General features: G+C 71.3%; 22 protein-coding genes and 1 pseudogene. 15 read left to right on the forward strand and 8 right to left on the reverse strand.

Features of this window, described 5'->3' with window-relative positions; all coding sequences use genetic code 11:
- Positions 1–38 precede the first annotated feature (38 nt).
- Entirely contained in the window at positions 39–1,121 is a 1,083-nt protein-coding gene (locus HNR10_RS00275) for an endo-1,4-beta-xylanase (protein WP_246405979.1), read from the forward strand.
- 70 nt (positions 1,122–1,191) lie between these two features.
- Here the strand turns inward: HNR10_RS00275 and HNR10_RS00280 are convergent, their stop codons facing one another.
- Both HNR10_RS00280 and HNR10_RS00285 read right to left on the reverse strand, forming a co-directional pair.
- Positions 1,192–2,154: an MBL fold metallo-hydrolase gene (locus HNR10_RS00280; protein ID WP_246405981.1), complete on the reverse strand. Its 963-nt coding sequence runs from the start codon at positions 2,152–2,154 to the stop codon at positions 1,192–1,194.
- Between the two features lie 109 nt (positions 2,155–2,263).
- Positions 2,264–3,136, reverse strand: a complete 873-nt coding sequence (locus HNR10_RS00285; RefSeq protein WP_312889013.1) for a serine hydrolase — start codon at positions 3,134–3,136, stop codon at positions 2,264–2,266.
- 39 nt (positions 3,137–3,175) lie between these two features.
- Here HNR10_RS00285 and HNR10_RS00290 point away from each other — a divergent pair, with 39 nt between their 5' ends.
- Positions 3,176–4,183, forward strand: a complete 1,008-nt coding sequence (locus HNR10_RS00290; protein WP_179819869.1) for a LysR family transcriptional regulator — start codon at positions 3,176–3,178, stop codon at positions 4,181–4,183.
- Positions 4,184–4,376: 193 nt separating this feature from the next.
- Here the strand turns inward: HNR10_RS00290 and HNR10_RS00295 are convergent, their stop codons facing one another.
- On the reverse strand, positions 4,377–4,886 hold the full coding sequence (locus HNR10_RS00295) for a hypothetical protein (protein WP_179819870.1): 510 nt from the start codon (positions 4,884–4,886) through the stop codon (positions 4,377–4,379).
- A gap of 146 nt (positions 4,887–5,032) precedes the next feature.
- Here HNR10_RS00295 and HNR10_RS00300 point away from each other — a divergent pair, with 146 nt between their 5' ends.
- Complete coding sequence (locus tag HNR10_RS00300; RefSeq protein WP_179819872.1) at positions 5,033–5,218, forward strand: hypothetical protein; 186 nt, start codon at positions 5,033–5,035, stop codon at positions 5,216–5,218.
- Positions 5,219–5,250: 32 nt separating this feature from the next.
- On the opposite strand, the gene HNR10_RS00305 is transcribed toward HNR10_RS00300, so the two are convergent.
- Entirely contained in the window at positions 5,251–6,057 is an 807-nt protein-coding gene (locus tag HNR10_RS00305) for an SDR family NAD(P)-dependent oxidoreductase (protein ID WP_179819874.1), read from the reverse strand.
- Between the two features lie 91 nt (positions 6,058–6,148).
- Here HNR10_RS00305 and HNR10_RS00310 point away from each other — a divergent pair, with 91 nt between their 5' ends.
- Positions 6,149–6,766 carry a TetR family transcriptional regulator gene (locus HNR10_RS00310; RefSeq protein WP_179819876.1) on the forward strand — a complete coding sequence of 206 codons (618 nt, stop codon included), beginning with the start codon at positions 6,149–6,151 and terminating at the stop codon, positions 6,764–6,766.
- Between the two features lie 157 nt (positions 6,767–6,923).
- Positions 6,924–7,850: an aminoglycoside phosphotransferase family protein gene (locus HNR10_RS00315; RefSeq protein ID WP_179819877.1), complete on the forward strand. Its 927-nt coding sequence runs from the start codon at positions 6,924–6,926 to the stop codon at positions 7,848–7,850.
- A gap of 25 nt (positions 7,851–7,875) precedes the next feature.
- Here the strand turns inward: HNR10_RS00315 and HNR10_RS00320 are convergent, their stop codons facing one another.
- Positions 7,876–8,430, reverse strand: a complete 555-nt coding sequence (locus tag HNR10_RS00320) for a hypothetical protein (RefSeq protein ID WP_179819879.1) — start codon at positions 8,428–8,430, stop codon at positions 7,876–7,878.
- Between the two features lie 206 nt (positions 8,431–8,636).
- On the opposite strand from HNR10_RS00320, the gene HNR10_RS00325 reads away from it, so the two are divergent.
- Entirely contained in the window at positions 8,637–9,620 is a 984-nt protein-coding gene (locus HNR10_RS00325; protein WP_179819881.1) for an alpha/beta hydrolase, read from the forward strand.
- 28 nt (positions 9,621–9,648) lie between these two features.
- On the forward strand, positions 9,649–10,626 hold the full coding sequence (locus HNR10_RS00330) for a helix-turn-helix domain-containing protein (protein WP_179819882.1): 978 nt from the start codon (positions 9,649–9,651) through the stop codon (positions 10,624–10,626).
- A gap of 16 nt (positions 10,627–10,642) precedes the next feature.
- Here the strand turns inward: HNR10_RS00330 and HNR10_RS00335 are convergent, their stop codons facing one another.
- Positions 10,643–11,107 (reverse strand): ATP-binding protein, encoded by a 465-nt coding sequence (locus HNR10_RS00335; protein WP_179819884.1) that lies wholly within the window; start codon positions 11,105–11,107, stop codon positions 10,643–10,645.
- Between the two features lie 348 nt (positions 11,108–11,455).
- Here HNR10_RS00335 and HNR10_RS00340 point away from each other — a divergent pair, with 348 nt between their 5' ends.
- The 4 genes and pseudogenes from HNR10_RS00340 (at position 11,456) to HNR10_RS00350 (ending at position 15,295) form a co-directional block, all read left to right on the forward strand.
- Positions 11,456–12,271: a helix-turn-helix domain-containing protein gene (locus tag HNR10_RS00340; protein ID WP_246405983.1), complete on the forward strand. Its 816-nt coding sequence runs from the start codon at positions 11,456–11,458 to the stop codon at positions 12,269–12,271.
- Positions 12,268–12,438 carry a DUF397 domain-containing protein gene (locus tag HNR10_RS30905; protein ID WP_312889015.1) on the forward strand — a complete coding sequence of 57 codons (171 nt, stop codon included), beginning with the start codon at positions 12,268–12,270 and terminating at the stop codon, positions 12,436–12,438. Before HNR10_RS00340 ends, HNR10_RS30905 begins: the two co-directional genes overlap by 4 nt.
- Before the next feature lie 126 nt (positions 12,439–12,564).
- Positions 12,565–13,734, forward strand: a pseudogene (locus tag HNR10_RS00345) (anhydro-N-acetylmuramic acid kinase); the annotation flags it as partial.
- Between the two features lie 64 nt (positions 13,735–13,798).
- Entirely contained in the window at positions 13,799–15,295 is a 1,497-nt protein-coding gene (locus HNR10_RS00350) for a sodium:solute symporter (protein ID WP_179819886.1), read from the forward strand.
- 187 nt (positions 15,296–15,482) lie between these two features.
- Here HNR10_RS00350 and HNR10_RS00355 read toward each other — a convergent pair whose 3' ends face one another.
- Complete coding sequence (locus HNR10_RS00355; RefSeq protein WP_218897573.1) at positions 15,483–15,875, reverse strand: DUF4064 domain-containing protein; 393 nt, start codon at positions 15,873–15,875, stop codon at positions 15,483–15,485.
- A gap of 244 nt (positions 15,876–16,119) precedes the next feature.
- On the opposite strand from HNR10_RS00355, the gene HNR10_RS00360 reads away from it, so the two are divergent.
- The 4 genes from HNR10_RS00360 (at position 16,120) to HNR10_RS00375 (ending at position 19,048) form a co-directional block, all read left to right on the forward strand.
- Positions 16,120–16,545 (forward strand): carboxymuconolactone decarboxylase family protein, encoded by a 426-nt coding sequence (locus HNR10_RS00360; protein ID WP_218898181.1) that lies wholly within the window; start codon positions 16,120–16,122, stop codon positions 16,543–16,545.
- Positions 16,546–16,722: 177 nt separating this feature from the next.
- Positions 16,723–17,196 (forward strand): carboxymuconolactone decarboxylase family protein, encoded by a 474-nt coding sequence (locus HNR10_RS00365; RefSeq protein ID WP_179819891.1) that lies wholly within the window; start codon positions 16,723–16,725, stop codon positions 17,194–17,196.
- A 672-nt stretch (positions 17,197–17,868) separates the two neighbouring features.
- Entirely contained in the window at positions 17,869–18,183 is a 315-nt protein-coding gene (locus tag HNR10_RS00370) for a hypothetical protein (protein ID WP_179819893.1), read from the forward strand.
- Between the two features lie 352 nt (positions 18,184–18,535).
- Entirely contained in the window at positions 18,536–19,048 is a 513-nt protein-coding gene (locus HNR10_RS00375) for a hypothetical protein (RefSeq protein ID WP_179819895.1), read from the forward strand.
- 54 nt (positions 19,049–19,102) lie between these two features.
- Here HNR10_RS00375 and HNR10_RS00380 read toward each other — a convergent pair whose 3' ends face one another.
- Positions 19,103–20,518: a pentapeptide repeat-containing protein gene (locus tag HNR10_RS00380; RefSeq protein ID WP_179819896.1), complete on the reverse strand. Its 1,416-nt coding sequence runs from the start codon at positions 20,516–20,518 to the stop codon at positions 19,103–19,105.
- Position 20,519: the final 1 nt, after the last annotated feature.

The raw sequence follows: 20,519 nt of genomic DNA on the forward strand, positions 1-20,519 counted from the left end.
CGGTCCTCGTCATGGCCGTGGCCGGATGTACAGCGATCATGTGCGCGACGGCGCTGCTGGCGCTCACCCAGCCCTGGGCCGATGACGGCCCGCCGCCGGGCTCGGGGGACCTGCCCGCGCTGGCCCGGGCCCACGGCGTGGACCTGGGCGTGGCGGTGGCGGTCGAGCCGCTGCTGCGGGACGGCGACTACCAGGACGTGGTCGAGGGGCACTACACGTCGGTGACCGCCGAGAACACCATGAAGTGGGAGCACGTCCAGCCCGAGCGCGGCGTGTTCGACTGGAGCGGCCCGGACGCGGTCGTCGGCTTCGCCGAGGACCGCGGGATGAACGTGCGCGGGCACACCCTGCTGTGGCACAACCAGCAGCCGGAGTGGCTGTCGCAGGGCGAGTGGACCTCCGACGAACTGCGCGGGGTCCTGCGCGAGCACATGGAGGCGCTCATGGGGCGCTACCAGGGCCGGATCGGGGCGTGGGACGTCATCAACGAGCCGTTCGAGGACGGCGGGCCCTTCCTGCGCGAGAACCTGTGGTACCAGGTGCTGGGCGAGGACTACATCGCCGAGGCGCTGCGCATGGCGCACGAGGTCGATCCCCAGGCGCGGCTCTACATCAACGAGTTCAACATCGAGGGCGGCGGGGCCAAGGCCGACGCCCTGTACGCGCTGGCCGCCGACCTGCTGGACCGCGGGGTGCCGCTGCACGGCATCGGGTTCCAGAGCCACTTCGTGCACGGCCAGGTCCCGGAGAACCTGGCCGAGACGATGACCCGCTTCACCGACCTGGGCCTGGAGGTGACCGTCACCGAACTGGACGTGCGCATCGCCGAACCGGTGTCGGAGGAGGCCGTCCAGGAGCAGCGGGAGGAGTTCCGCCACGTGGTGGCGGCGTGCCTGGACGTCCCGGCCTGCCAGGGGGTGACCGTGTGGGGCGTCAGCGACGCCCACTCGTGGATTCCCGAGTGGTTCCCCGGCTATGGCGCGGCCACGCCCTTCGACGAGGACTACGCGCCCAAACCGGCCCTGTGGGGCATGGTGGACGCGCTCTCCCGGGAGCCCTCGGAGCGCTCGGCCACACGAACGGCCCCGGGGGCCGGCGGCCGGTCCCGGGTGCGGCGCTGACGGCACGGTGCGGTCCCGCGCGCCGACGGCCGGTCCCGGGTGCGGCGGCTTCCGGCGCGCGGACCCGGGCTCAGGAGTAGGTGACGGGAGTCAGGTACTCCGGTACGCGCACGGTCGAGTGCGGGGAGACCCGGCGCACGATCCGGGTGAACTCCTCCACGCTCATGCCCTCGCCGGTGCCGTCCACGGGCGGGTTGGTGAGCGGGCGCTCGAAGTGGTCCCAGTGGACGGGCACGACGGTGCGGGGGCGGTCCAGCGCCTCCAGCAGGCGGGGCACGTACTCGTGGGTGCTGGAGGTGTTGGGCAGCGCGACCATGGCGATGTCGGGGGCGAGCCCGCCGACGGCGCGCTCCACGAAGTCGCTGCCGCCCATGAAGAAGGCCGAGGGGCCGGAGGCGGGCGTGACCTGGAAGGCGAGGGTGTCGCCCTCGGGCAGGTCGGCGATGGTGGCCGGGGCGGGCTGGGGGACCTCAGACCGGTGGCCGGGGAAGGCCAGGGAGTGGTTGCGGTTGCGGCTGTGCAGGGAGGGGACGACCTCGACGACGCAGTCCCCGAAGTCGAGCACCTCGCCGCCCTTGACCGGGGAGGTCTTCCCGGCGGGCACGCCCATCGCCTGGGCGAGCAGGCCGGTGGTGAGCGTGCCCACGACCCGGGCCTCGGTGGTGGTGGCGATGTGGGGCACGTCGGCGAAGTGGTCCCAGTGCGCGTGCGTGACCAGGATGAGCCCGTCCGCGCCGATGTCGGCGGTGTGCTCGTCCACCACGGCCGTGTCGACGGTCAGCCCGGTGGCGGAGTCGAAGGGCCGTTCGGGATCGAACAGGCCGGTGTCGAAGCGGGAGAGGTAGGGGTCGACCAGGACCGAGCGCTCGGGCAGGTCGATCCGCCAGCCGCTGACGCCCAGCCAGCGGTAGGACGGTCCCTGTCCCGCCCTCGGCCGGGGTGCCGCCGCGGCCGCGGCGGCGGCCGTGCTCCCGAGCAGGGGTGCCAGGGCACCGCTCGCGGCGGCTCCGCGCAGGAATCCTCGTCTATCCATGGACATGTGCGACCTCGTCTCCTCGACTGCGGGGTGAACGGGGCACAGCTGACCACGGGCTCCGACCAGGCGTCCAATAACTCCGGCGGCTCCGGTGATAGGCGTTCGCCTATCGGATGACGTCAGCGGGGCCGGCCGGGGGCGCGGGGGCGCGCGGATCGGTTCCGGGCCGCCCGCGCAGGCGCTCCACCGCGGCGCGGGCGGCCCGACCCAGGGCGGCGTCGACCTCGGGCCCGTGACCGTGGGCCTGGGCGCCCACCGCCGCCACGGCGACGGCGTAGCGGTGGCCGTCGGGGTACTCCACGACGCCGGCCTCCATGCGCAGGCCGGGCAGGGTGCCGGTCTTGCCGCTGACGCGGATCGGGGGCGCGAAGGCCGACCCCAGGCGGGTCCGCACGAGCTGGCGCGCCATGAGTTCGCGCACGAAGGCGCAGGCCCGCGGCGGCGCGGCGGCGTCGGTCCACACGAGCTGGAGCAGGCGGGTGAGGTCGCGCGGCGTGCTGGAGGTGACCCGGGCGGGGTCCGGCGGGCGCGGGGCCGCGGGATCGGCTCCGGTGGCGCGGGCGTCGTCGAGCATGGCGCGCAGCAGGGCGCGCGGCCCTCCGACGAAGCGCGTGTGCTCCAGGCCCAGCTCCCGCACGAGCAGGTCGACCGGTTCGGTGCCCACGCGCGCCTCGATGAGGTCGGCGGCGGTGTTGTCGCTGATGGTCATGGCGAGGTTGGCGCAGTCGCGCAGGGACAGCTCCACGTCGTCGGCGAACCCGGCCGTGCCCGAGCCGCCGAGGCGGTCCTCCCGTCGGGCCACGACCCGCTCGGCCGGGTCGAGTGCGCCGGTGGCGGCCTGTCGGGCGAACTCCAGGGTGATGAGGACCTTGGCCACGGAGGCCAGGGCGAGGGGTTCGTCGGCGCGGTGGCCGAGTTCGCCGGTGCCGTCGATGTCGCGGACGTGCACGCGCGGCGCGGGGGTGTCGGTGGTGCTCACCCCGGCTACGGTAGCGACGCCGCCGGATAGGGTCGGCGCGTGGATCTCGGACGTCATCTGCGGTACTTCCTCGTGGTCGCGCGGGAGGGGCACTTCGGCGACGCGGCGCTGGAGCTGGGGATCGCCCAGCCGGCGCTGAGCCAGTCGGTGCGCCGACTGGAGGACGAACTGGGCGTGGTCCTGTTCGACCGCTCGCGGCGGCGGGTGGAGCTGACTCCGGCGGGTCGGCTGCTCGTCGACCAGGCGCGGCTGGTCGTGGGCGCCGAGGCCCGGCTGCGGGAGACGATGCGGCGGGTGCGCGACGGTGAGCTGGGCGCCCTGCGCGCGGGCGTGCCGCCGGGGACGTCGGCGGTGGAACTGCGGGGCCTGCTGACGGGGATGGCCGAACGGGCGCCCGACCTGGACGTGGACCTGGGCGAGATGAACGGCGCGGAGCTGGTGCGGGCGCTGGGCGCGGGCACGGCGGACACGGGTCTGGTCACGGCGCCCTTCGAGGGCGCGGACCTGGTGGGACGCCTGGTGCGCAGCGCGCCGGTGGGCGCGGTCGTGCCGCGGGACTCGGTGTGGGCGCGCGCCCGGGAGGTGGCCCTGGCCGACCTGGCGGGGCGGGACCTGGTGGTGTCGGCGCGCACGGCCGCGCCGGAGTGGTTCGAGCGGGTGCTGGCGGTGTGCCGGGACCACGGATGGGTGCCGCCCCGGGTACGGGAGGCCGGGGACGCGGACTTCCTCTTGGGCCTGGTGCTGGCCGGACGTGGAGTGGCCCTGGAGACCGCGGCCACGGCCGCCCGGGAGCCGCGTCTGGCCTGGCGGCCCCTGGCGGGGGCGCCGCTGCTGCGCAGGACCGAGGCGGTGTATCCGGCGGAGGGCGCGCATCCCGCCGCCGCGATGTTCGCCGAGGTCGCGGCGGAGGTGTTCGCGGACGGGTGCGAGGCGGGTCGGCTCACGGCGGGGGCCGGTGAGCAGCCCTGGTCGCTGGTGTACGGGGGTGAGGGCGCAGCCCTCATCCTGCCCGGGGAGGCCGGCGCGGAGCGTCCCGAGACCGTGTGACGGTGCGCGGGCGCGCGGCCCGCCCGGGGAAGCGTCCGAAGACCGTGGTGCGCGCGGGCCGCGGCGTGACCGGCGAGGCGGACGCAGAACGTCCCGTGGCTGTACGACGGTACGAAGGCCCACGGCCCGGCAAGCGGGGCGGGCGCGGGGACGCACCGCGGCGAGCGCGGGTGTGCCGGGGGCGGTGCGCGGGTCAGTCCGTCTCGGCGCGCCACATCGGACTGTAGGACTCCGTGAGGTCGTCGGCCGCTTCGCGGGTGTCGGGGTCGTCGGTGACCGGCGCGCGGGCCACGAGTCGGCCGAGCAGGTCCCACGCTCCGACGTGGACGAGGAGTTCCACCAGGCGCAGGTACTCGTCGTCGTCGGCGGTGTCGAGGTGCTCCAGCACGAGCGGTGCGAGCAGGGGCACCAGGTCGTCCTTCGGCAGGCCCGCGATGGCCCGTCGGGCCGCCGGAGCCCAGCCGTGGGACAGGGAGAGGTCGACGAGTTCTTCGAGGAGGGCCGGGACGTCGTCCGAGCGTGCCGCGAGGAAGTCGAGCGCGGCGCGCCGCTGCCAGGGCCCCGCACCCGCGGTCAGGGCGGCTCTGAGGATCCCCGGCCGGTCGCGGGCCGCGTTGGAGAAGTCGGCTCGGCGGCGGATCGTCTCCCGCTCTGCCTCGACGAACGCCTGCCAGAGCTCGTCGTCGGATGGTGGGGTGCTCATGGGCTCCTTCTCCGTAGGGCGGTCGCATCGGTAGGGTCGGAGCGTTGGACAGCGACCATTCGAGGTGTTCGGTATGCGCTAGACCCGTGCTCCGCCCCTCCTCCTTCGTCACCACGAACCACCCCAGGATGAAGGAGAGAAGCGACATGCGTGAAACCACCCCCGCCATCACCGTGCCCGCCGCGCTGGCCGCGCTGGCCGCGAGTACGACCGAGATCTTCGGGCCGGAGCCGGGTGGTGTCGGTGCGCATGGCGGCCCGAGGCGGTCCGAGTCGGTTCGGGGCGCCGGCGGCGCGCGTGCGCGTCAGTGTGGCCCGCACGGCGCCCGGTGACCGGCGTCGGGGGTGAACGACTCCGAGATACCTCACCGGTCCTTGCGCGCGCCGCCCATCATCCTTCCCAGGACCATGGTGGTCCGTCTGCGGCTGACGAAGCGCGTGAGCAGCAGGGAGAGCCGGTTGGACCGGCCGGCGACCACGCTGGGCGGGGGGTTGCGCCGGTCGAGCGCGGCCAGGGCCGTCTCCACGACCGCCTTCGCCGTCATCCTGCGTGAACCCCCGTCCGCGCCCTCCCCCGCGACCTCGAAGAACTCGGTCTGGGTGGCTCCGGGCGACAGCGCCAGCACTCGCAGGCCCGTGCCGCGTGCCTCGTACCACAGCGCCTCGGTGAAGGAGAGGACGAACGCCTTGGCGGCGCCGTAGACGGCCAGGGAGGGGGCCGCCTGATAGCCCGCCATGCTCGCGACGTTGACCAGGAACCCGTGGCCGCGCTCGCGCAGGCGCCCGATGAAGGTGCGGCTGATGTCGACGACGCTGGTGATGTCCACGGCGATCTCGGCGGCCAGCCGTTCCCGGTCCTCCTCGTGGAAGGGGCCGTAGGTAGCGAACCCCGCGTTGTTGACGACGCCCGTGACCTGGGTGCCCCGTGCGGCCAGTTCCCGGTCGAGGGTCTCTCCGACCCGGGGCTCCGCCAGGTCCATGGAGATCGGGATGGCCCCGGTCCCGTACCTCTCGGCGATTTCTCCCGCGAGTTTCTCCAGCCGGTCGAGGCGGCGCGCGACAAGCACCACGTCGGCGCTGCGTGCGGCGAGCTGTCGGGCGAACTCGGCTCCCAGGCCCGAGCTCGCCCCCGTGATCAGAACCGTCTGTGCGCGATAGTCGATCGCTTGCATCTTGCCTCTTCCCGTCGATTGCTGTCACCGTATGACTGCCTGGCACTGAGTGTCAATGAGTCATCGCGGTGCATGTGGATACGATCGAGGGGTGAAACCCGGAGAGACGAACCCCGAGCGCCTATGGACGCGGACGCGACGCGCTGCCTACGCGGAGATCACCGACATCGCGATGCGCCTTTTCCTGAGCCAGGGCTTCGATGCCACGACGATCGACGAGATCGCGAGCGCCTCCGGCATCTCGCGGCGGTCGTTCTTCCGGTACTTCGGCACCAAGGAGGACATCGTGCTCAGCGACCTGGTACGCGAGGGCGAGGAGGCCCGGCGCGCACTGGAGGAGCGGCCCGAGTCCGAGCCCCCCTGGACCGCGCTGCGCAACGTCGTGCTGAGCGTCTCCGGCCCCTCCCACGACCACGAGCGCAGGCTAAAGGTCACGAAGATGATGTACGAGACGCCCTCGCTCAGGTCCCGATGCTTCGAGAAGCACCTGCAGTGGCAGGAGCAGATCGTCCCCGAGGTCCGGCGCCGGCTCGCCGGCGAGCACGCAGTGGAGCAGTGGCCGGACGTGCGCGCCCGTTCCCTGGTCGCGTCCGCCATCGCCTGCCTGGACATCGCAGGAGAGGCTTGGGCCCGTGCGGACGGGGATGTCCCCCTCGGGGAGCTGCTGGAGGCGGCCTTCGACGCGGTGGGCCGCACGCGCGAGCCCTGATTCGCCCACCGCCGGTGCGGCACCAGGAGTGTGCACCGGCCCGGTAGGGCCGGCACCGCTGTGGAGCGATCATCGAGGTGTTCGGTATGCGTTAGGCCCGTGCTCCGCCCGTCCTCCTTCGTCACCACGAACCCCCAGGACGAAGGAGAGGACCGACATGCGTGAAACCACCCCCGCCATCACCGTGCCCGCCGCGCTGGCCGCGAGCACGACCGAGATCTTCGGACCGGAGTGGACCGCCGCCCTGCCAGGGCTGACGGCACGCCAGTGCGACCTGTGGGGTCTGCGGCCCAGCGGCGCCCCCATGCACGGCCTGGTGTCCCTGGTCGTGCCGGTCCGGCGCGCGGACGGCTCCGCGGCCATGCTCAAGATGCAGCCGGTGGACGAGGAGACCGAGGGCGAGCCGATCGCGCTCGCCGCGTGGGCGGGCGACGGCGCCGTACGCCTTGTGGACCACGACCCGGCCACCGGGGCGATGCTGCTGGAGCCCCTCTCCCCCGGCCGGGACCTGTCCCGCGTGGAGATCACCGAGGCACTGACGGTGATCGGCGGGCTGCTGGCCCGGCTGACCGCCCGTCCGGCGCCCGCCGGGCTGCGGGGTCTGGGCGCGGTGACCCTGGACCTGGCGGAGCGGGCCGAGACGATCGTGGCCGCGCGGCCGCTTCCGGACCGTGACCGGGCGCTGTTGGCGCACCTGGCGGCGCGGGCGCGCGAGATCGCGGCGGAGCCGGGTGACCGGCTGCTGCACTGGGATCTGCACTACGAGAACGTCCTGGCCCCGCTGCCCGGCACCGGACGCGAACCATGGCTGGCCATCGACCCCAAGCCGCTGGCGGGCGATCCCGCGTTCGACCTGGAGCCCGCTCTGGACAACCGCTGGGAGGAGGCGGTGGCCACGGGTGACGCACGGCGGGAGACGCGGCGCCGCTTCGACCTGCTGACGGAGGTCGCGGGCCTGGAGCGCGACCGCGCACGGGCGTGGACGCTGGTGCGGGTGCTCCAGGAGTGCGTGTGGGCGGTCGACGACGGCGCCGACCGGCTGCCGCCCGTCCACGTCGCCATCGCCGAGGCGCTGGGCCGGTAGTCCTCGCCGCCCGGTCCGGGCTCCGCTAGCGCGCGGGGCCCGGACCGGGGCCGTAGCCCTGGCCGGGATGCCCATGGCCGTATCCGGGACCGCGGCCCGGGGGCGGGCCCTGGTGCGGGCCCGGACGCTGGTGTGGAGGGGGACCCTGGTGCGGACCGGGCGCAGGACCGGGACGAGGGGCCTGGCCGGGGTGGCCCTGCTGGGGGCCGGGGCCCGGATACCCCGGGCCGGCGGCTCGGCCGGGTGCGGGACCCGCGCCGGGCGAGGCCTGGAGCGTCTGCATGAGGTGGTGGTGCAGCTCGGTGGCGACCTCCCGGCCCTCACCCCAGTCGAAGACACCGAAGTTCATCTTGGGCGAGATGCGCAGGTTCGTCCCCTGAGGGAGGGGATGCAGATCGACGAACACGCTGAAACCCCAGGTGAGCATGCTCATCCCGGTGGAGAAGGCGTAGCGGTAGCCACCGCCGGGCACCGGATTCCCCCTGCCGGAGGCCCTGGTGCAGCGCTGTACGGCAGCGGGCAGGCTGTTCCACACGTGGTTCAGTGAGTACGGGATCTGGAAGTCGTGAGTCGCGGCCATGCTCTCAGTCCTGGGCTCGGAATCCGCCGCGGCGTGAACTCCGGGGCAGAGGGTTCACCGCGCTCGCTCGGTGCGCCGAATCCTACCTGTCCGGGAACCGCCGTATGGCGGGCGTACCCCGCCGTACGGCGCTGCCCGTCCCGGCACTTCGGATCGACAATGGTGACGCAGGCCACACCGCGCACCACCGACGTCGGGAGACTCCCATGACGACCCCAGCCCGCCCGCCGTTCGACCCCGAGCTGGCCGCCGCCCTGACCGTGATCAACGAGCAGGTGCCGCCCAGCGTCACCATCGAGATGGTCCAGCAGATGCGGTCGGCGGGGATGGACGACGCGCCGCTCTTCCAGGCCCCCGACGACCTGACCCTGGACGGGGCGTTCACCGAGGAGGCCCACGAGGTTCCCGGCCCCGAGGGCGCACCCGACGTTCCGATCATCGTGTGGCGGCCCACGGACGCGCCCGCCCCCACCAGTGCCCTGTACTGGATCCACGGCGGTGGGATGGTGCTGGGCTCGCACCGGGGCTACGAGATCTCCGGCTTGTTGGAGACGGCCCGGGAACTGGGCATGGCCGTGGTGTCGGTGGACTACCGGCTGGCACCGGAGCATCCGCACCCCGCGCCGGTGGAGGACTGCTACACGGGCCTGGTGTGGGTGGTCGCGAACGCGGAGAAGCTGAACATCGACTCCGACCGCGTCGTGGTCGGGGGAGGCAGCGCGGGCGGTGGGCTGGCCGCGGCCACCGCCCTGCTGGCCCGCGACCGGGGCGGGCCCCGGCTCGTGGGCCAGCTCCTGGTCTGTCCGATGCTGGACGACCGGAACGACTCGGTGTCCGCGCACCAGATGGCCGGTGTGGGCGTGTGGGACCGGACCTCCAACGAGACCGGGTGGACGGCGCTCCTGGGCGAGGGCCGTGGCGGGCCGGACGTGTCCCCGTACGCGGCTCCGGCGCGCGCCGAGGATCTGTCCGGGCTGCCGCCGGCGTTCCTGGACGTGGGCTCGGCCGAGACCTTCCGCGACGAGGTCGTGGCGTACGCGTCGGCGATCTGGGCGGCGGGTGGTTCGGCCGAACTGCACGTGTGGCCGGGCGGCTTCCACGGATTCGACGGCTTCCTCCCGCAGGCGGCCCTGAGCATGAGCGCGACCGCCCAGCGCCCGGCCTGGCTGCGACGGGTGCTGGGGGCCTGATCAGCGGCATGAGCGGCACAATGGGTTCATGAGGGAACTGCTCGGCAGGATCTCGGCACTCGACCCCGAGGCGGGCGAGGCCGTCCGGGTGATCGCCTACTTCGATTCCCTGGCGGGTGCGGGCGTCGAACCGCTCGTGCGGGGCGCGGCCGTGCTGACGGGCGTCCCCGCCGGGTTCGTGGACCGCTCGCGCGGCGTGGCGCTGCGCGTGACGCCGGACGGGTCAGTGGACCGGGCCACGTCCGACCCCGATCCGTCCTGGTGTTCCGTTCCGGTCCGGGCCGTGGGCGGCACTCTGTGGCTGGAGCGCACGGGTGATCCAGGTCCCGTCGGAGCCATGGTGCTGGAGCGGGCCTCGGCGGCTCTGCGTGCGCACCTGGAGCTGACGGGGCCGGTCCAGGGCAGTCGGGAGGCGCTCACCGGGGTTTTGGTCGACGCGCACGTCGCCGAGTCCGTCCGGGTGCGGGCGGCCCGGCGACTGGGGATCGCCGCCCAGGCCCGGGTGCGCGCGGTGGCGGTCCTGGACGAGGCGGCGCGCGTCGTGATCGCCACCGAGGCGCCCGTACCCGGATCGAAGCGTGCCGGGGTCGGGCCGGCGGTCGTTGTTCCCGGGCTTCCCGACTCCTGGGCGGATGCCCGGCGGGCGCTGCGCTTCACCGCCGAGGGCACGGGCATGGATCCGGGTCCGCGCGTGGCCTACGCCGACGAGCTGGGCGGGCTGCTCCTGCTGGCGGACGCCGTGAGCCGTGGCGTCGAGCCCGTCCCCGACGTGGTGTCCCTGGACCGTGTCGGTCGTGAGAGCCCGGTGCTCCTGGAGGCGTTGGACGCGGTGGCGGCCGCGCCGAGCCTGCGGGCCGCCGCCACCGCGCTGGGCACGCACCACTCGACGCTCCAGGAGAGCGTGGGACGGGCCGAGCGCGTGCTGGGCTGGCCCGTCCGTGACGTGCCGGGGCGGTTGCGCCTCCAGGTGGGACTGGCGCTGCGGCGGTTGCACCGCAACGCCTGAGGTCTGACGCCTCTGGTCACGCGGATCGCGAGCGGGAGAACACCGCGCGCACGCTCACACCGACCGGGGTGTGGTCCCATTCCCAGTAGTCGGCGAGCCGTTCCACCAGGGGCAGTCCCCTGCCGCCTTCGACGTCCGCCCGGCTTCGGAGAGGACTGGGGAAGGAGGGGTTCTCGCGGTCGCAGGCCCCCTCGTCGGTGACCCGCAGGACCACGGTCGCCGAGCGGTGGAGGAGTTCGATGGTCGTGTGCCCGCCGGGAAGCCCGCTGCGGGTGTACAGGAGTGCGTTGGTGGTGAGTTCGCTGGCCGCGACGCACATGTCGTGCCCGAGCGTCGGCGTGACCCGCGCGGATTGGGCGACCCACCTGCGGACGACCGAAACGTAGCCGAGGTGGTGACCGATGATGAGTCCGGAATGCTCGGGGGAAGCGGTCACCAGCCGGCGGGGAGGATCGAGGAGGGGCGTCGCGATGGTGGTCATCGGAGATTCCTCCAGATCCGCTGCTCATTGGTGTTCCGACGTCCGCGAATGATGGTTGTCGCGGTCCGGCGTTCGGTACGATCAGGCACGTTCTCACCCTTTTCACATGGGAGTGGGGACTCAACGGGCGCACCACCCGGGACCACGTCTGCCCGACCAAGCCCGGGTGGTCCGCTCCCGGCCACAACCGATGGACCGGGCTACGAATAGCGGAGCATCTCTCTCCGATCCGATTCCGTGAATCCACCATGCACGAACTGGGCATTGTGGTTCCAACTGTGGCCGGATATTGAATCGCTTTTCGAGCATCCAGTGTTCATGCGTAGCCACGTGTGGTTGCATGTATCCATGCCTCCCAAGACCACACCGTCAGAGCAGGCCGCTATCAACCAATTCGGCTCCGAACTCCGGCGACTGAGAACTTTGGCCGATATGTCCCAATTGGACATCGGGCGACTGACGGGCACGTCGAAACAGCAGGTCGGGGCGGTAGAACGAGGCATTCGGCGGCCCTCGAAGAAGTTCGCCGAACTCGCCGACAGGGCCCTGAAATGCAACGGCGGACTACTGAACCTGTGGCCAGGGGCCAAGCAGACGCAGCCCTGGTGGCTGGAGAAGTTCGTCGAAATCGAGCGGAAGACCCAGGTGATCCAGGATTTTCAGCCCCAGGTCGCACCCGGACTCCTCCAAATCGAAAGCTACGCACGAGCCGTCATGTGGGCCTCGTTCCCACCACAGGGCCAACAGGAGCTGGAGGAGCGACTGAAGAGGAGGATGGATCGCCAGAAGATCCTCGATCGGGAGAACCCCCCGCTAGCGCTGTTCGTAGTCGAGGAAGGTGCTCTGCGCAGGTCAGTAGGCGGAGCCGACGTGATGAAAGACCAGTACAAGGCGCTCATCGCGCGGGCACGCATGCCCCATCTGCGGCTCCAGGTTCTCCCTTTCGACCGAGGGGCTCACAGCGCGATGGACTGGGCTTTCATGATCATGCGGATGACGCCTGTGGAGTCCCTTGTGTACGCGGAGGCACCGGGCGGAGGACATGTGATCACCGATGTTTCCGTGGTGGCAGACTGCCAGCAACGGTTCAGCGCGCTACAGAGCATGGCGCTCTCACCGAACGAATCCATCGACTTCATCGCTTCACTGGGAGAGACGACGTGACGGACTGGCACACATCGACCTACAGCGGAAACACAGGGGCCTGTGTCGAAGTCAAGGAAGACCGGGTCACCAGCGTTCGGGACACTCAAAATCGGGAGTTGGGGCACCTGACCTTCAAGGCCCGGGAGTGGTCCGCCCTGGTCGACGCGGTGCGCGTCTCGGGCTGACCCCCGCTTTCCCGTCTTGCGGCATCGGGCCCCGTCACTGTGGTGACGGGGCCCGATGGTTCACGCGGGTGTGGGCGGGGCGCGCCGGGTATACACCCGGAATCCGCCCACCCTCGCGGGAGCCGCATGATCGTCCTCGGGTTGTCCTCTGGTACCTCGGCCGACGGGATCGATGTCGCCGCCGCCGACCTTCACCTGGAGGGCGACCTCGTCCGTCTGACCCCGCTCGGGCACGGCACCACGCCCTACTCCCCCGGGCTCCGCCGGGCGATCCGGGACGCGCTTCCCCCGGCGGCCACCACCATGGAGGCCGTCTGCCGGATCGACACCGGGGTCGGCCAGGAGTTCGCCGAAGCCGCCCGTCGCGGCTGCGAGGAGTTCACCGGCGGTCGGGCCGCACTGGTCGCCTCGCACGGGCAGACCCTGTTCCACTGGGCCGAGGGCGCCCGGGTCCACGGCACCCTCCAGCTCGGCCAGCCCGCGTGGATCGCCGAGGCCACCGGCCTTCCGGTGGTCTCCGACCTGCGAACGGCCGACGTGGCCGCCGGGGGCCAGGGCGCCCCGCTGGCCGCGCTCCTGGACAGCCTCCTCCTCACCGACCGCAGTGCACCGGCCGCCGCGCTCAACCTCGGCGGCATCGCCAACGTCACCGTCGTGCGCGACGGAGCCCCACCACAGGCGTTCGACACCGGTCCCGCCAACGCCCTCATGGACGCCGCCGTGCGCCGGGTGACCGGCGGCCGGGCCGGCATCGACTCGGGTGGCGCGCTCGCCCGCTCCGGCACACCCGACACCGCCCTGCTGGACCACCTGCTCGCCGATCCCTATTACGCGCTGGCCCCGCCGAAGTCGACCGGGCTGGAACGGTTCGGCCCCGCCCACCTCGACGCCGCGCTGCGGAGGGTCCGTGTGCCCTCGGACGCCGACCTGCTGGCCACCCTCGCGGAGCTGACCGCCGTGACCGTCGCGGACGCGCTGCGCCCGTTCGCGGTGGCCGAGGTGGCGGCCTCCGGCGGCGGGGTCCGCAACCCCGTCCTGATGGAGCGCCTCGCCGCACGGCTGCGCCCGGCACGACTGGTCACCTCCGCAGCGCTGGGCCTGGACGGCGACGCCAAGGAGGCCTACCTGTTCGCCCTCATCGGCTTCCTCACCTGGCACGGCCTGGCCGGTTCCGTACCCGCCTGCACCGGGGCCCGCCGCGCACCGGTCGCCGGGCGCCTGGCCCCCGGCGCCGGCCCGCTACGGCTCCCCGAACCGGCCGCCGTCGCACCTCGCCGCCTACGCGTGGAGGCCCCGGCCCCTGACTCGGATCCGCTGCGCGTGAGCACCCCTGTCCCCCCCGCCCCCCAGGAGGCCCGCAGTGCACACCCTCGATCTCGTGGTCATCGCCCTCTACCTGCTGTGTTCGGCCTGGCTCGGACTGAGGCTGTCCGGCCGCCAGCGCACCACCCGGGACTACTTCATCGGCAACCGGCAGCTCCCCTGGTGGGCGGTGTGCCTGTCGGTGGTGGCCACCGAGACCAGCGCCCTGACCGTCATCAGCGTCCCCGGCGTCGCCTACCTGGGCGACGTCACGTTCCTCCAGGTCGCCCTGGGCTACCTCGTCGGGCGGATCGTCGTCGCGTTCCTGCTGCTCCCCCGCTACTACCGGGGCGAGATGACCACGGCCTACGCCTACCTCGGCGAGCGCTTCGGCCGCGGCATGCAGAGCACCGCATCGGTCGCGTTCCTGTTCACGCGGCTGCTCGCCGACGGGGTCCGGCTGTTCGCCGCCGCCATCCCGATGAAGATCGTGCTGGACTCCCTCGGGCTGCACCTGTCCTACTTCGCGATCATCGCGCTGCTCGGGGCGGTGACCGTCGTGTACACCCTCATCGGCGGGATCCGGGCCGTGGTGTGGGTCGACGTGCTCCAGATGGCCCTGTACCTGGTCGGCGGCACGATCGCGCTGGCGGTCATCTCCAGCGGCCTGGACGTGAACTTCCTCGCGGTGGCCGCCGAGGAGGGCAAGACCCGGTTCCTGGACTTCACCTCGAATCCCATCTCGTCCCCCTACGCCACGGTCACGGCCGTACTGGGCGGCGCCCTGCTCTCCACCGCCTCCCACGGCGCCGACCAGATCATCGTGCAGCGCCTGCTGGGCTGCCGGACCCTGCGCGACGCGCAGAAGGCCGTGATCACCAGCGCCGTGGTGGTGTTCGCGCAGTTCGCCCTGTTCCTGACCGTGGGCCTGGCGCTGTACTCCTACTTCGAGCGCGCCTCGGTGGAGGAGCTCGGGCTGACCGGCTCCGACGAGCTCTTCCCGACGTTCATCGTCCAGGGCCTGCCCGCCGGACTGGCGGGCCTGCTGCTGGCCGGGATCATGGCCAGCGCCATGAGCACGCTGTCCTCGTCGCTGTCGGCGCTGTCGTCCTCGACCATGGCCGACCTGTACGAGAGGTTCAGCCGCCGCACGCTCTCCGACGCCCAGGGGCTGCGCCTGGGACGGCTGTTCACCCTGGGCTGGGGCCTGGTGTTCGTCGGCTCGGCGGCGCTGTTCACCGGTACCGACAACCCCGTGGTCGAACTGGGGCTGTCGGTGGCGAGCCTGACCTACGGGGGTCTGCTCGGCGCGTTCCTGCTGGGCCTGTGGGTGCGCCGCGCCCGGCAGCTCGACGCCGTGGTCTCCTTCGCCGCCGCCGTGGCCACGATGGCGTGGCTGTTCCTGTTCCAGCCGGGCCTGGTGGGCTTCACCTGGTACACGGCCATCGGCGTGGCCATCGTGCTGGGCGTGGGCTTCCTGCTCTCCCTGCGGCACCGCTCGGACGCGCAAACCGCCGGCGCCCCCGACCGGCGGTCCCGATCGGAGGAACACTGACCCGTCCCGGGCGCCGGTCTCCGGGCCGCTCCGAGGGCGACCTCGCCGTCGGCGGCTACGGGTAGGACGGAGCGAACGCACTGTCCTTCGTCGTCGAGCGCGAGGAGGTCGTCGCGCTCGGGTTCGCCTCCGGCTGATCCTTCGTCCCCGACCCCGCACCAGGGCAGGGGCAGAGGGCTGCCGCCGGTCAGTACGTCCGGCGGTACTCCTCGTCCCACTTGCGTCGGGCGCCTTTCCGGGTGATCGTGCGGACGATGCCGAACACGAAGAGCAGGAGCCCTGCGAACACGACTGCCCCGCCCGTGTATCCGAACGCTCTGGCGAAGTCGTCGAACCCCTCGGCGTTTCCGCCGCCTCCAAGGACGAACAACAAGTACGGAAGGATGACGATCACCACGCCCGCGAACCCGGCGAGGATGCCGAACACGATCGACAGGACCCCGAGCGCGTTCGAAGGGCGCTTGGGCGGTATCGGCCGCGCCGGAGCGGAGTGGGCGTACGGGTGGGGCTGCTCGACTCGGCCGTATGCCCGGGGAGGGGTGGGGCGGTGCGCAGGGTTCTGCGGGGGATCGTCGTTCATCACGCCACGATAGGACACGCCGTCTTCACGCACCACGGACCACAGCAGGCAGGTGAGCTCGAACACCGGCCCGAGCGCTTCGCGACATTGACGTGTGGCCCACATCACCCCCACTCGGACCGACAGGCTGTCACATTCCGCCCGCCCGGTCTGTCAGTTGGGTGACAGGCACCGCGCAGACGGCAAGGAGACCACCGTGCAGCCCAGAATCAACCCCTTCGGCAGTGAGCTCTCGACCAAGGTCATGAAGCACTTCGTGGCGGCGAGCAGGGTCCTGGCCGACTCGACCGTCCCCCTCGCCACCCAGGAACTCGTGCGGCTGCGGGCCAGCCAGATCAACGGCTGCGGCTTCTGCGTCGACATGCACTACAAGGAGGCCGTCCACGCCGGAGAGGACCCCACTCGCCTCAACCTGGTGGCCGCCTGGCGCGAAGCGACGGCCTTCACCGACGCCGAGCGCGCCGCCCTGGAACTGGCCGAGCAGGGCACCCGCATCGCCGACGCCGCGGGCGGTGTCACCGACGAGGCCTGGGAGAACGCCGCCAAGCACTACGACGAGGAGCAGCTCGCCGCCCTGGTGGCCGGGATCGCCCTCATCAACGCGTTCAACCGGCTGAACGTCATGATCCAGAATCCCGCAGGCGACTACCGGCCCGGCCAGTTCGCCTGACGCACCGGCCCGGGGCACAGCGGGGGCGACCGTCCATGGGGGGCGCGGTCGCCCCCGTCGCGTGCCCGGTCGAGCCCTCGTGTGTCCCGGATCACTTCGACGGAATCCCGTCCGACCCGTCACAGCCTCCCGTCGGGCGGCGTCTCGTGGGCAACCGACACAGCAAGGGAGACCACCATGACAGCACGGCTCGACCTCTTCGAGAGCACCGTCGCGACCTCGGTCATGAAACACCTGGCCGGGGCGGGCAGGGCGCTCGCGGCCTCGAACCTGCCGGTGTCCACCCAGCACCTGATCACCCTGCGCGCCAGCCAGATCAACGGCTGCGGCGCCTGCACCGACATGCACACCAAGGACGCCGCGCACGCCGGTGAGGACCAGACCCGCATCAACCTCGTGGCCGCCTGGCGCGAGGCCACCGTCTTCACCGACGCCGAGCGCGCCGCCTTCGAACTGACCGAGCAGGGCACCCGCATCGCCGACGCCGCCGGAGGCGTCACCGACGAGGCGTGGGAGAACGCCGCCGAGCACTACGACGAGGAACAGCTCGCCGCCCTCGTGTCCGTCATCGCCCTCATCAACACCGCCAACCGGCTCAACCTCATGGCAGGGACTGCCGCGGGTTCCTACCAGCCCGGCCAGTTCGGCTGAGCGCTCGATCCCAGGCAGCTGTTGACGAGCACGAACATGGCAGTGGACGCGAGCACGGGGGATGTCAGTAGTCACGAACGAGAGCGGGGCCCAGAGCCAAAAACTGCCCTGAGCCCCGTCGCCACCTAGCTGCGATGGTTCCGCCGTGTGGCTACTTCTCGGTGTCGTCGTTGTTCTTGACGAACCGCAGCACTACCACCGCCACCACCAGCAGTGCCAGTACCTCAAGGTGCGCCTCAACCATCATCAGTTCCACCGGTCTGCCTCCTACTAGTACCTCCGTCACCACATCGGTTCGGGAGGCACAGCACGCGCCTGGAAGTAGAGGGAAAGCGCGAGGCAGGGTGGTGCTCCCTCTGCCGTATTGGACGCTCAGGGGAACTGAGCAGTTCCGACCGCGGCGACACACCGCACTCCCGGTGACCGAACGTGACCGAAGCGGGTGCAGGCGCAGCCCGCACCCGCGCGCCCCTGCTGTCCGGGGCTTCGTCCTCCCGTCAATAGCCCGTGTGTGACCGCCTGCGGCCAGGACCGCGCGTGGCCCCGTGGGCTGCGCGGCAGCACCGCGTCAGGTCATGGCCACACCTGGACGCCCAGGAGCCATTGGCTGCTCCGGCCATGGCACGGCACGCTGTTCTCGCCCTCATTGCCTTGATGCAAGGAGTTTTCGCCATGCTTGGGAAGGCGACTTCAGTAATGGCCGCCGGTGCGCTGGCGGCGGCCGGGCTTCTGGCTTGGTCCACTCCCGCCGCCGCGGAAACGGCTCCGCAGGCCGCTGCGGCGGTCCCCAACTGCGTTGAGACCGACCTCGACGCCAGTGGGTGGACGGACGAGCTGGAGGTGATCAACGACTGCAGCTACAGCGTGCGTGTCAAGGTCGTGCTCGCCTACGAGACCGATCTCGCCTGCCAAACGATCCCCTCTGGTTACACCGCACACTACAGCTGGGGCTATCCGGGCAGGTTCGACGGCCTCGTCGACTGCTGACCGAGATCACGAGAGCCCCCGCGCAGCGGTCGACTGCGCGGGGGCTTCCGTGTGCCCGATGCCGTCAATCCACCTTGACGCACCGCCGATACGGCGAACTGAGCAGTTCCGACCGCGGCGACACACCGCACCCCCGGTGACCGAACGTGACCGAAGCGGGTGCAGGCGCAGCCCGCACCCGCGCGCCCCTGGCTGGTGCCATCCGGGGCTTGCCGGACGCCAGAAACGGGTGAACGGGCACGAACCACGCAGGACCGGTAGACCACTCCGGTTGGCCGGATTGGTCGGACACGGGACTCCTTCTCCGTCGCATACTCGACACCGAGGGCCCCGCGCGGGGGAGGTGGTGGCGGTGGGCCGAGTCGATCCCGGACAGCGGTCCGTGCACACCCTGCGCCGCGCGTTCGCCGACCAGCTCACCCCGGCCGAGGTGGCGCTGTGGCGCTCGGGAGAGAACGCCCGCCGCGACGCCGACGTGTACCTGACCCGCCCGCCCTCGGTGCGCGACCAGGTCTGGGAGGCCGACCACAAACAGCTCCCGATCCTGGTCATGCCGCCCCGGGGTGACCGCTCCATCGAGGTCTGCTCCGGCGCCGAGCACCTGTGCACCGCCTACCCCCAGGCGCACCTGACCCCCGAGCAGGTCGAGGAGTTCCGCGCCGCCGGGCGGGCCGAGACCAGGCGGCTGCGCGCGGCCCAGCGCCGCAGCGCCCGGCGCTCGCGCGCCGAGCTGACGGCGCCGATGGCGCTGAGCCGCACCGAGCCGCACACCTTCGCTCTGGGGGCGCGCATGGACGTGCTCACCGCCGCCCAGCGCAAGGCGCTGGACGGGGTCGGCGGTCGGGCGCACCCGATCGGGTGTTGACGAGCACGAACATGACAGCGTGCGCGAGCACGGGGATGTCAGTGGCTAGGGTCATCAGGTAGATGCGGCTGGGCCCTCCTGCTCACCGCTGCTGTCGGCAGTCGGTCGCCAACACTCGGGTATCACCACCTCAGACTTTCCTTCTTTGATCGCCTTCAACAGTCCATCAGGGCACTTACCTGAGACCTTGTCGAAACTCACCTTTCCGTCGGACAATAGGGCTTCTCCGAAGTGTATCTCGCCGCCTGAGAACACGGCACTGTTGAAGTACACCCAGCCGCCGGAGAACTTGGCGCTGCCAAAGTTCATATCGCTGCCTGAAAACTCGGCGCTGTGGAAGTTCACAAAGCCGCCGGAGAACTCGGAATTGAAGAAGTTCACAAAGCCGCCGGAGAACTTGGCTTCGAAGAAGTCCACCCGTCCGCCGGAGAAAACAGCGGTGTTGAAGAACACCCGACAGTCGGAGAACTCGGCGCCGATGAAGTTCACAAAGCCGCCGGAGAACTCGGCGCCAACGAAGTCAACTCGACTGCCAGAGAAAACAGCACCTCGAAGGTCGCCACCGTCGAAGACGGTGCCGTTGAAGTCGTAGTTCTTGCCGCGCCAACGAGTGTCTACGCGTAGGTGATTGCCGATGATGCGGATAATGGTGTGTCGCACCTCACGAAAAGAGACGAACTCCAGTTCACTCTGACGATGTTCCTTCTGGCGTGCCTTGGAAGCGTTCTTAGGTAGGTTTTCAGGCGCGGGCGCGTAGGGCATCCGCAGGTAGGCACACAGCACGTCGATGACCATCTGCACCAAGTCCTCGCGGCCTTCGGGTGCTTCGTCGGCCAGACGTGCCAGTGCGTGGACCCCGGCCAAGCGCACAGCGGCATGTTCGCTGCCCAGTTTCTCGCTGGCGCTGTCGAAAGTCTCGGTGAACAGCTTGGCGACCTCGCGCTCGTTGCCGTTCTCGGTAGCGCGCTGGCGCCGGTAGGCGATCACCAGCAGCGCCACACCGCCCAGTCCGGCGACGATGGCGAAGGCACGGGTGGCGATCGCGTCCAGGTTCTTGGGAGTGAGTTCCTCGGGAGGCTGCCACTGGGGGGTGCCCAGCGCCAGCCACGCCAGAACGGTCATGGCCGCGACCGCTCCCGCGGCGATCGTCCAGGCGATCAGGATCAACCAGAACAGCCGCAGCGGCGAGGTGCGCCCGCCGTTCATCCACCCCACACCGGCCACTAGCAGCAGCGCACACCCACCCAGGACAGCCAGGCGCCACGCCTGTCCGGTGGTGAACCCGAGCAAGTCCCACACCGTGGTGGCCAGCGGCCACAGGGCAACGACCGCTCCCAGCACGCCGAGGATGATGAAGGCCCAGGACAGGCCGCGGCGGCGTCGGTCGAGGCGTTCCCATATCTCGATGGCGCGCTTCTTGAGGCGCTTCCGTCGGGGATCGGTGTCTTCGGTGGTGGAGGGGGTGGTCATG

This window comes from Nocardiopsis aegyptia (assembly GCF_013410755.1).
GTDB classification, from domain to species: Bacteria; Actinomycetota; Actinomycetes; order Streptosporangiales; family Streptosporangiaceae; genus Nocardiopsis; species Nocardiopsis aegyptia.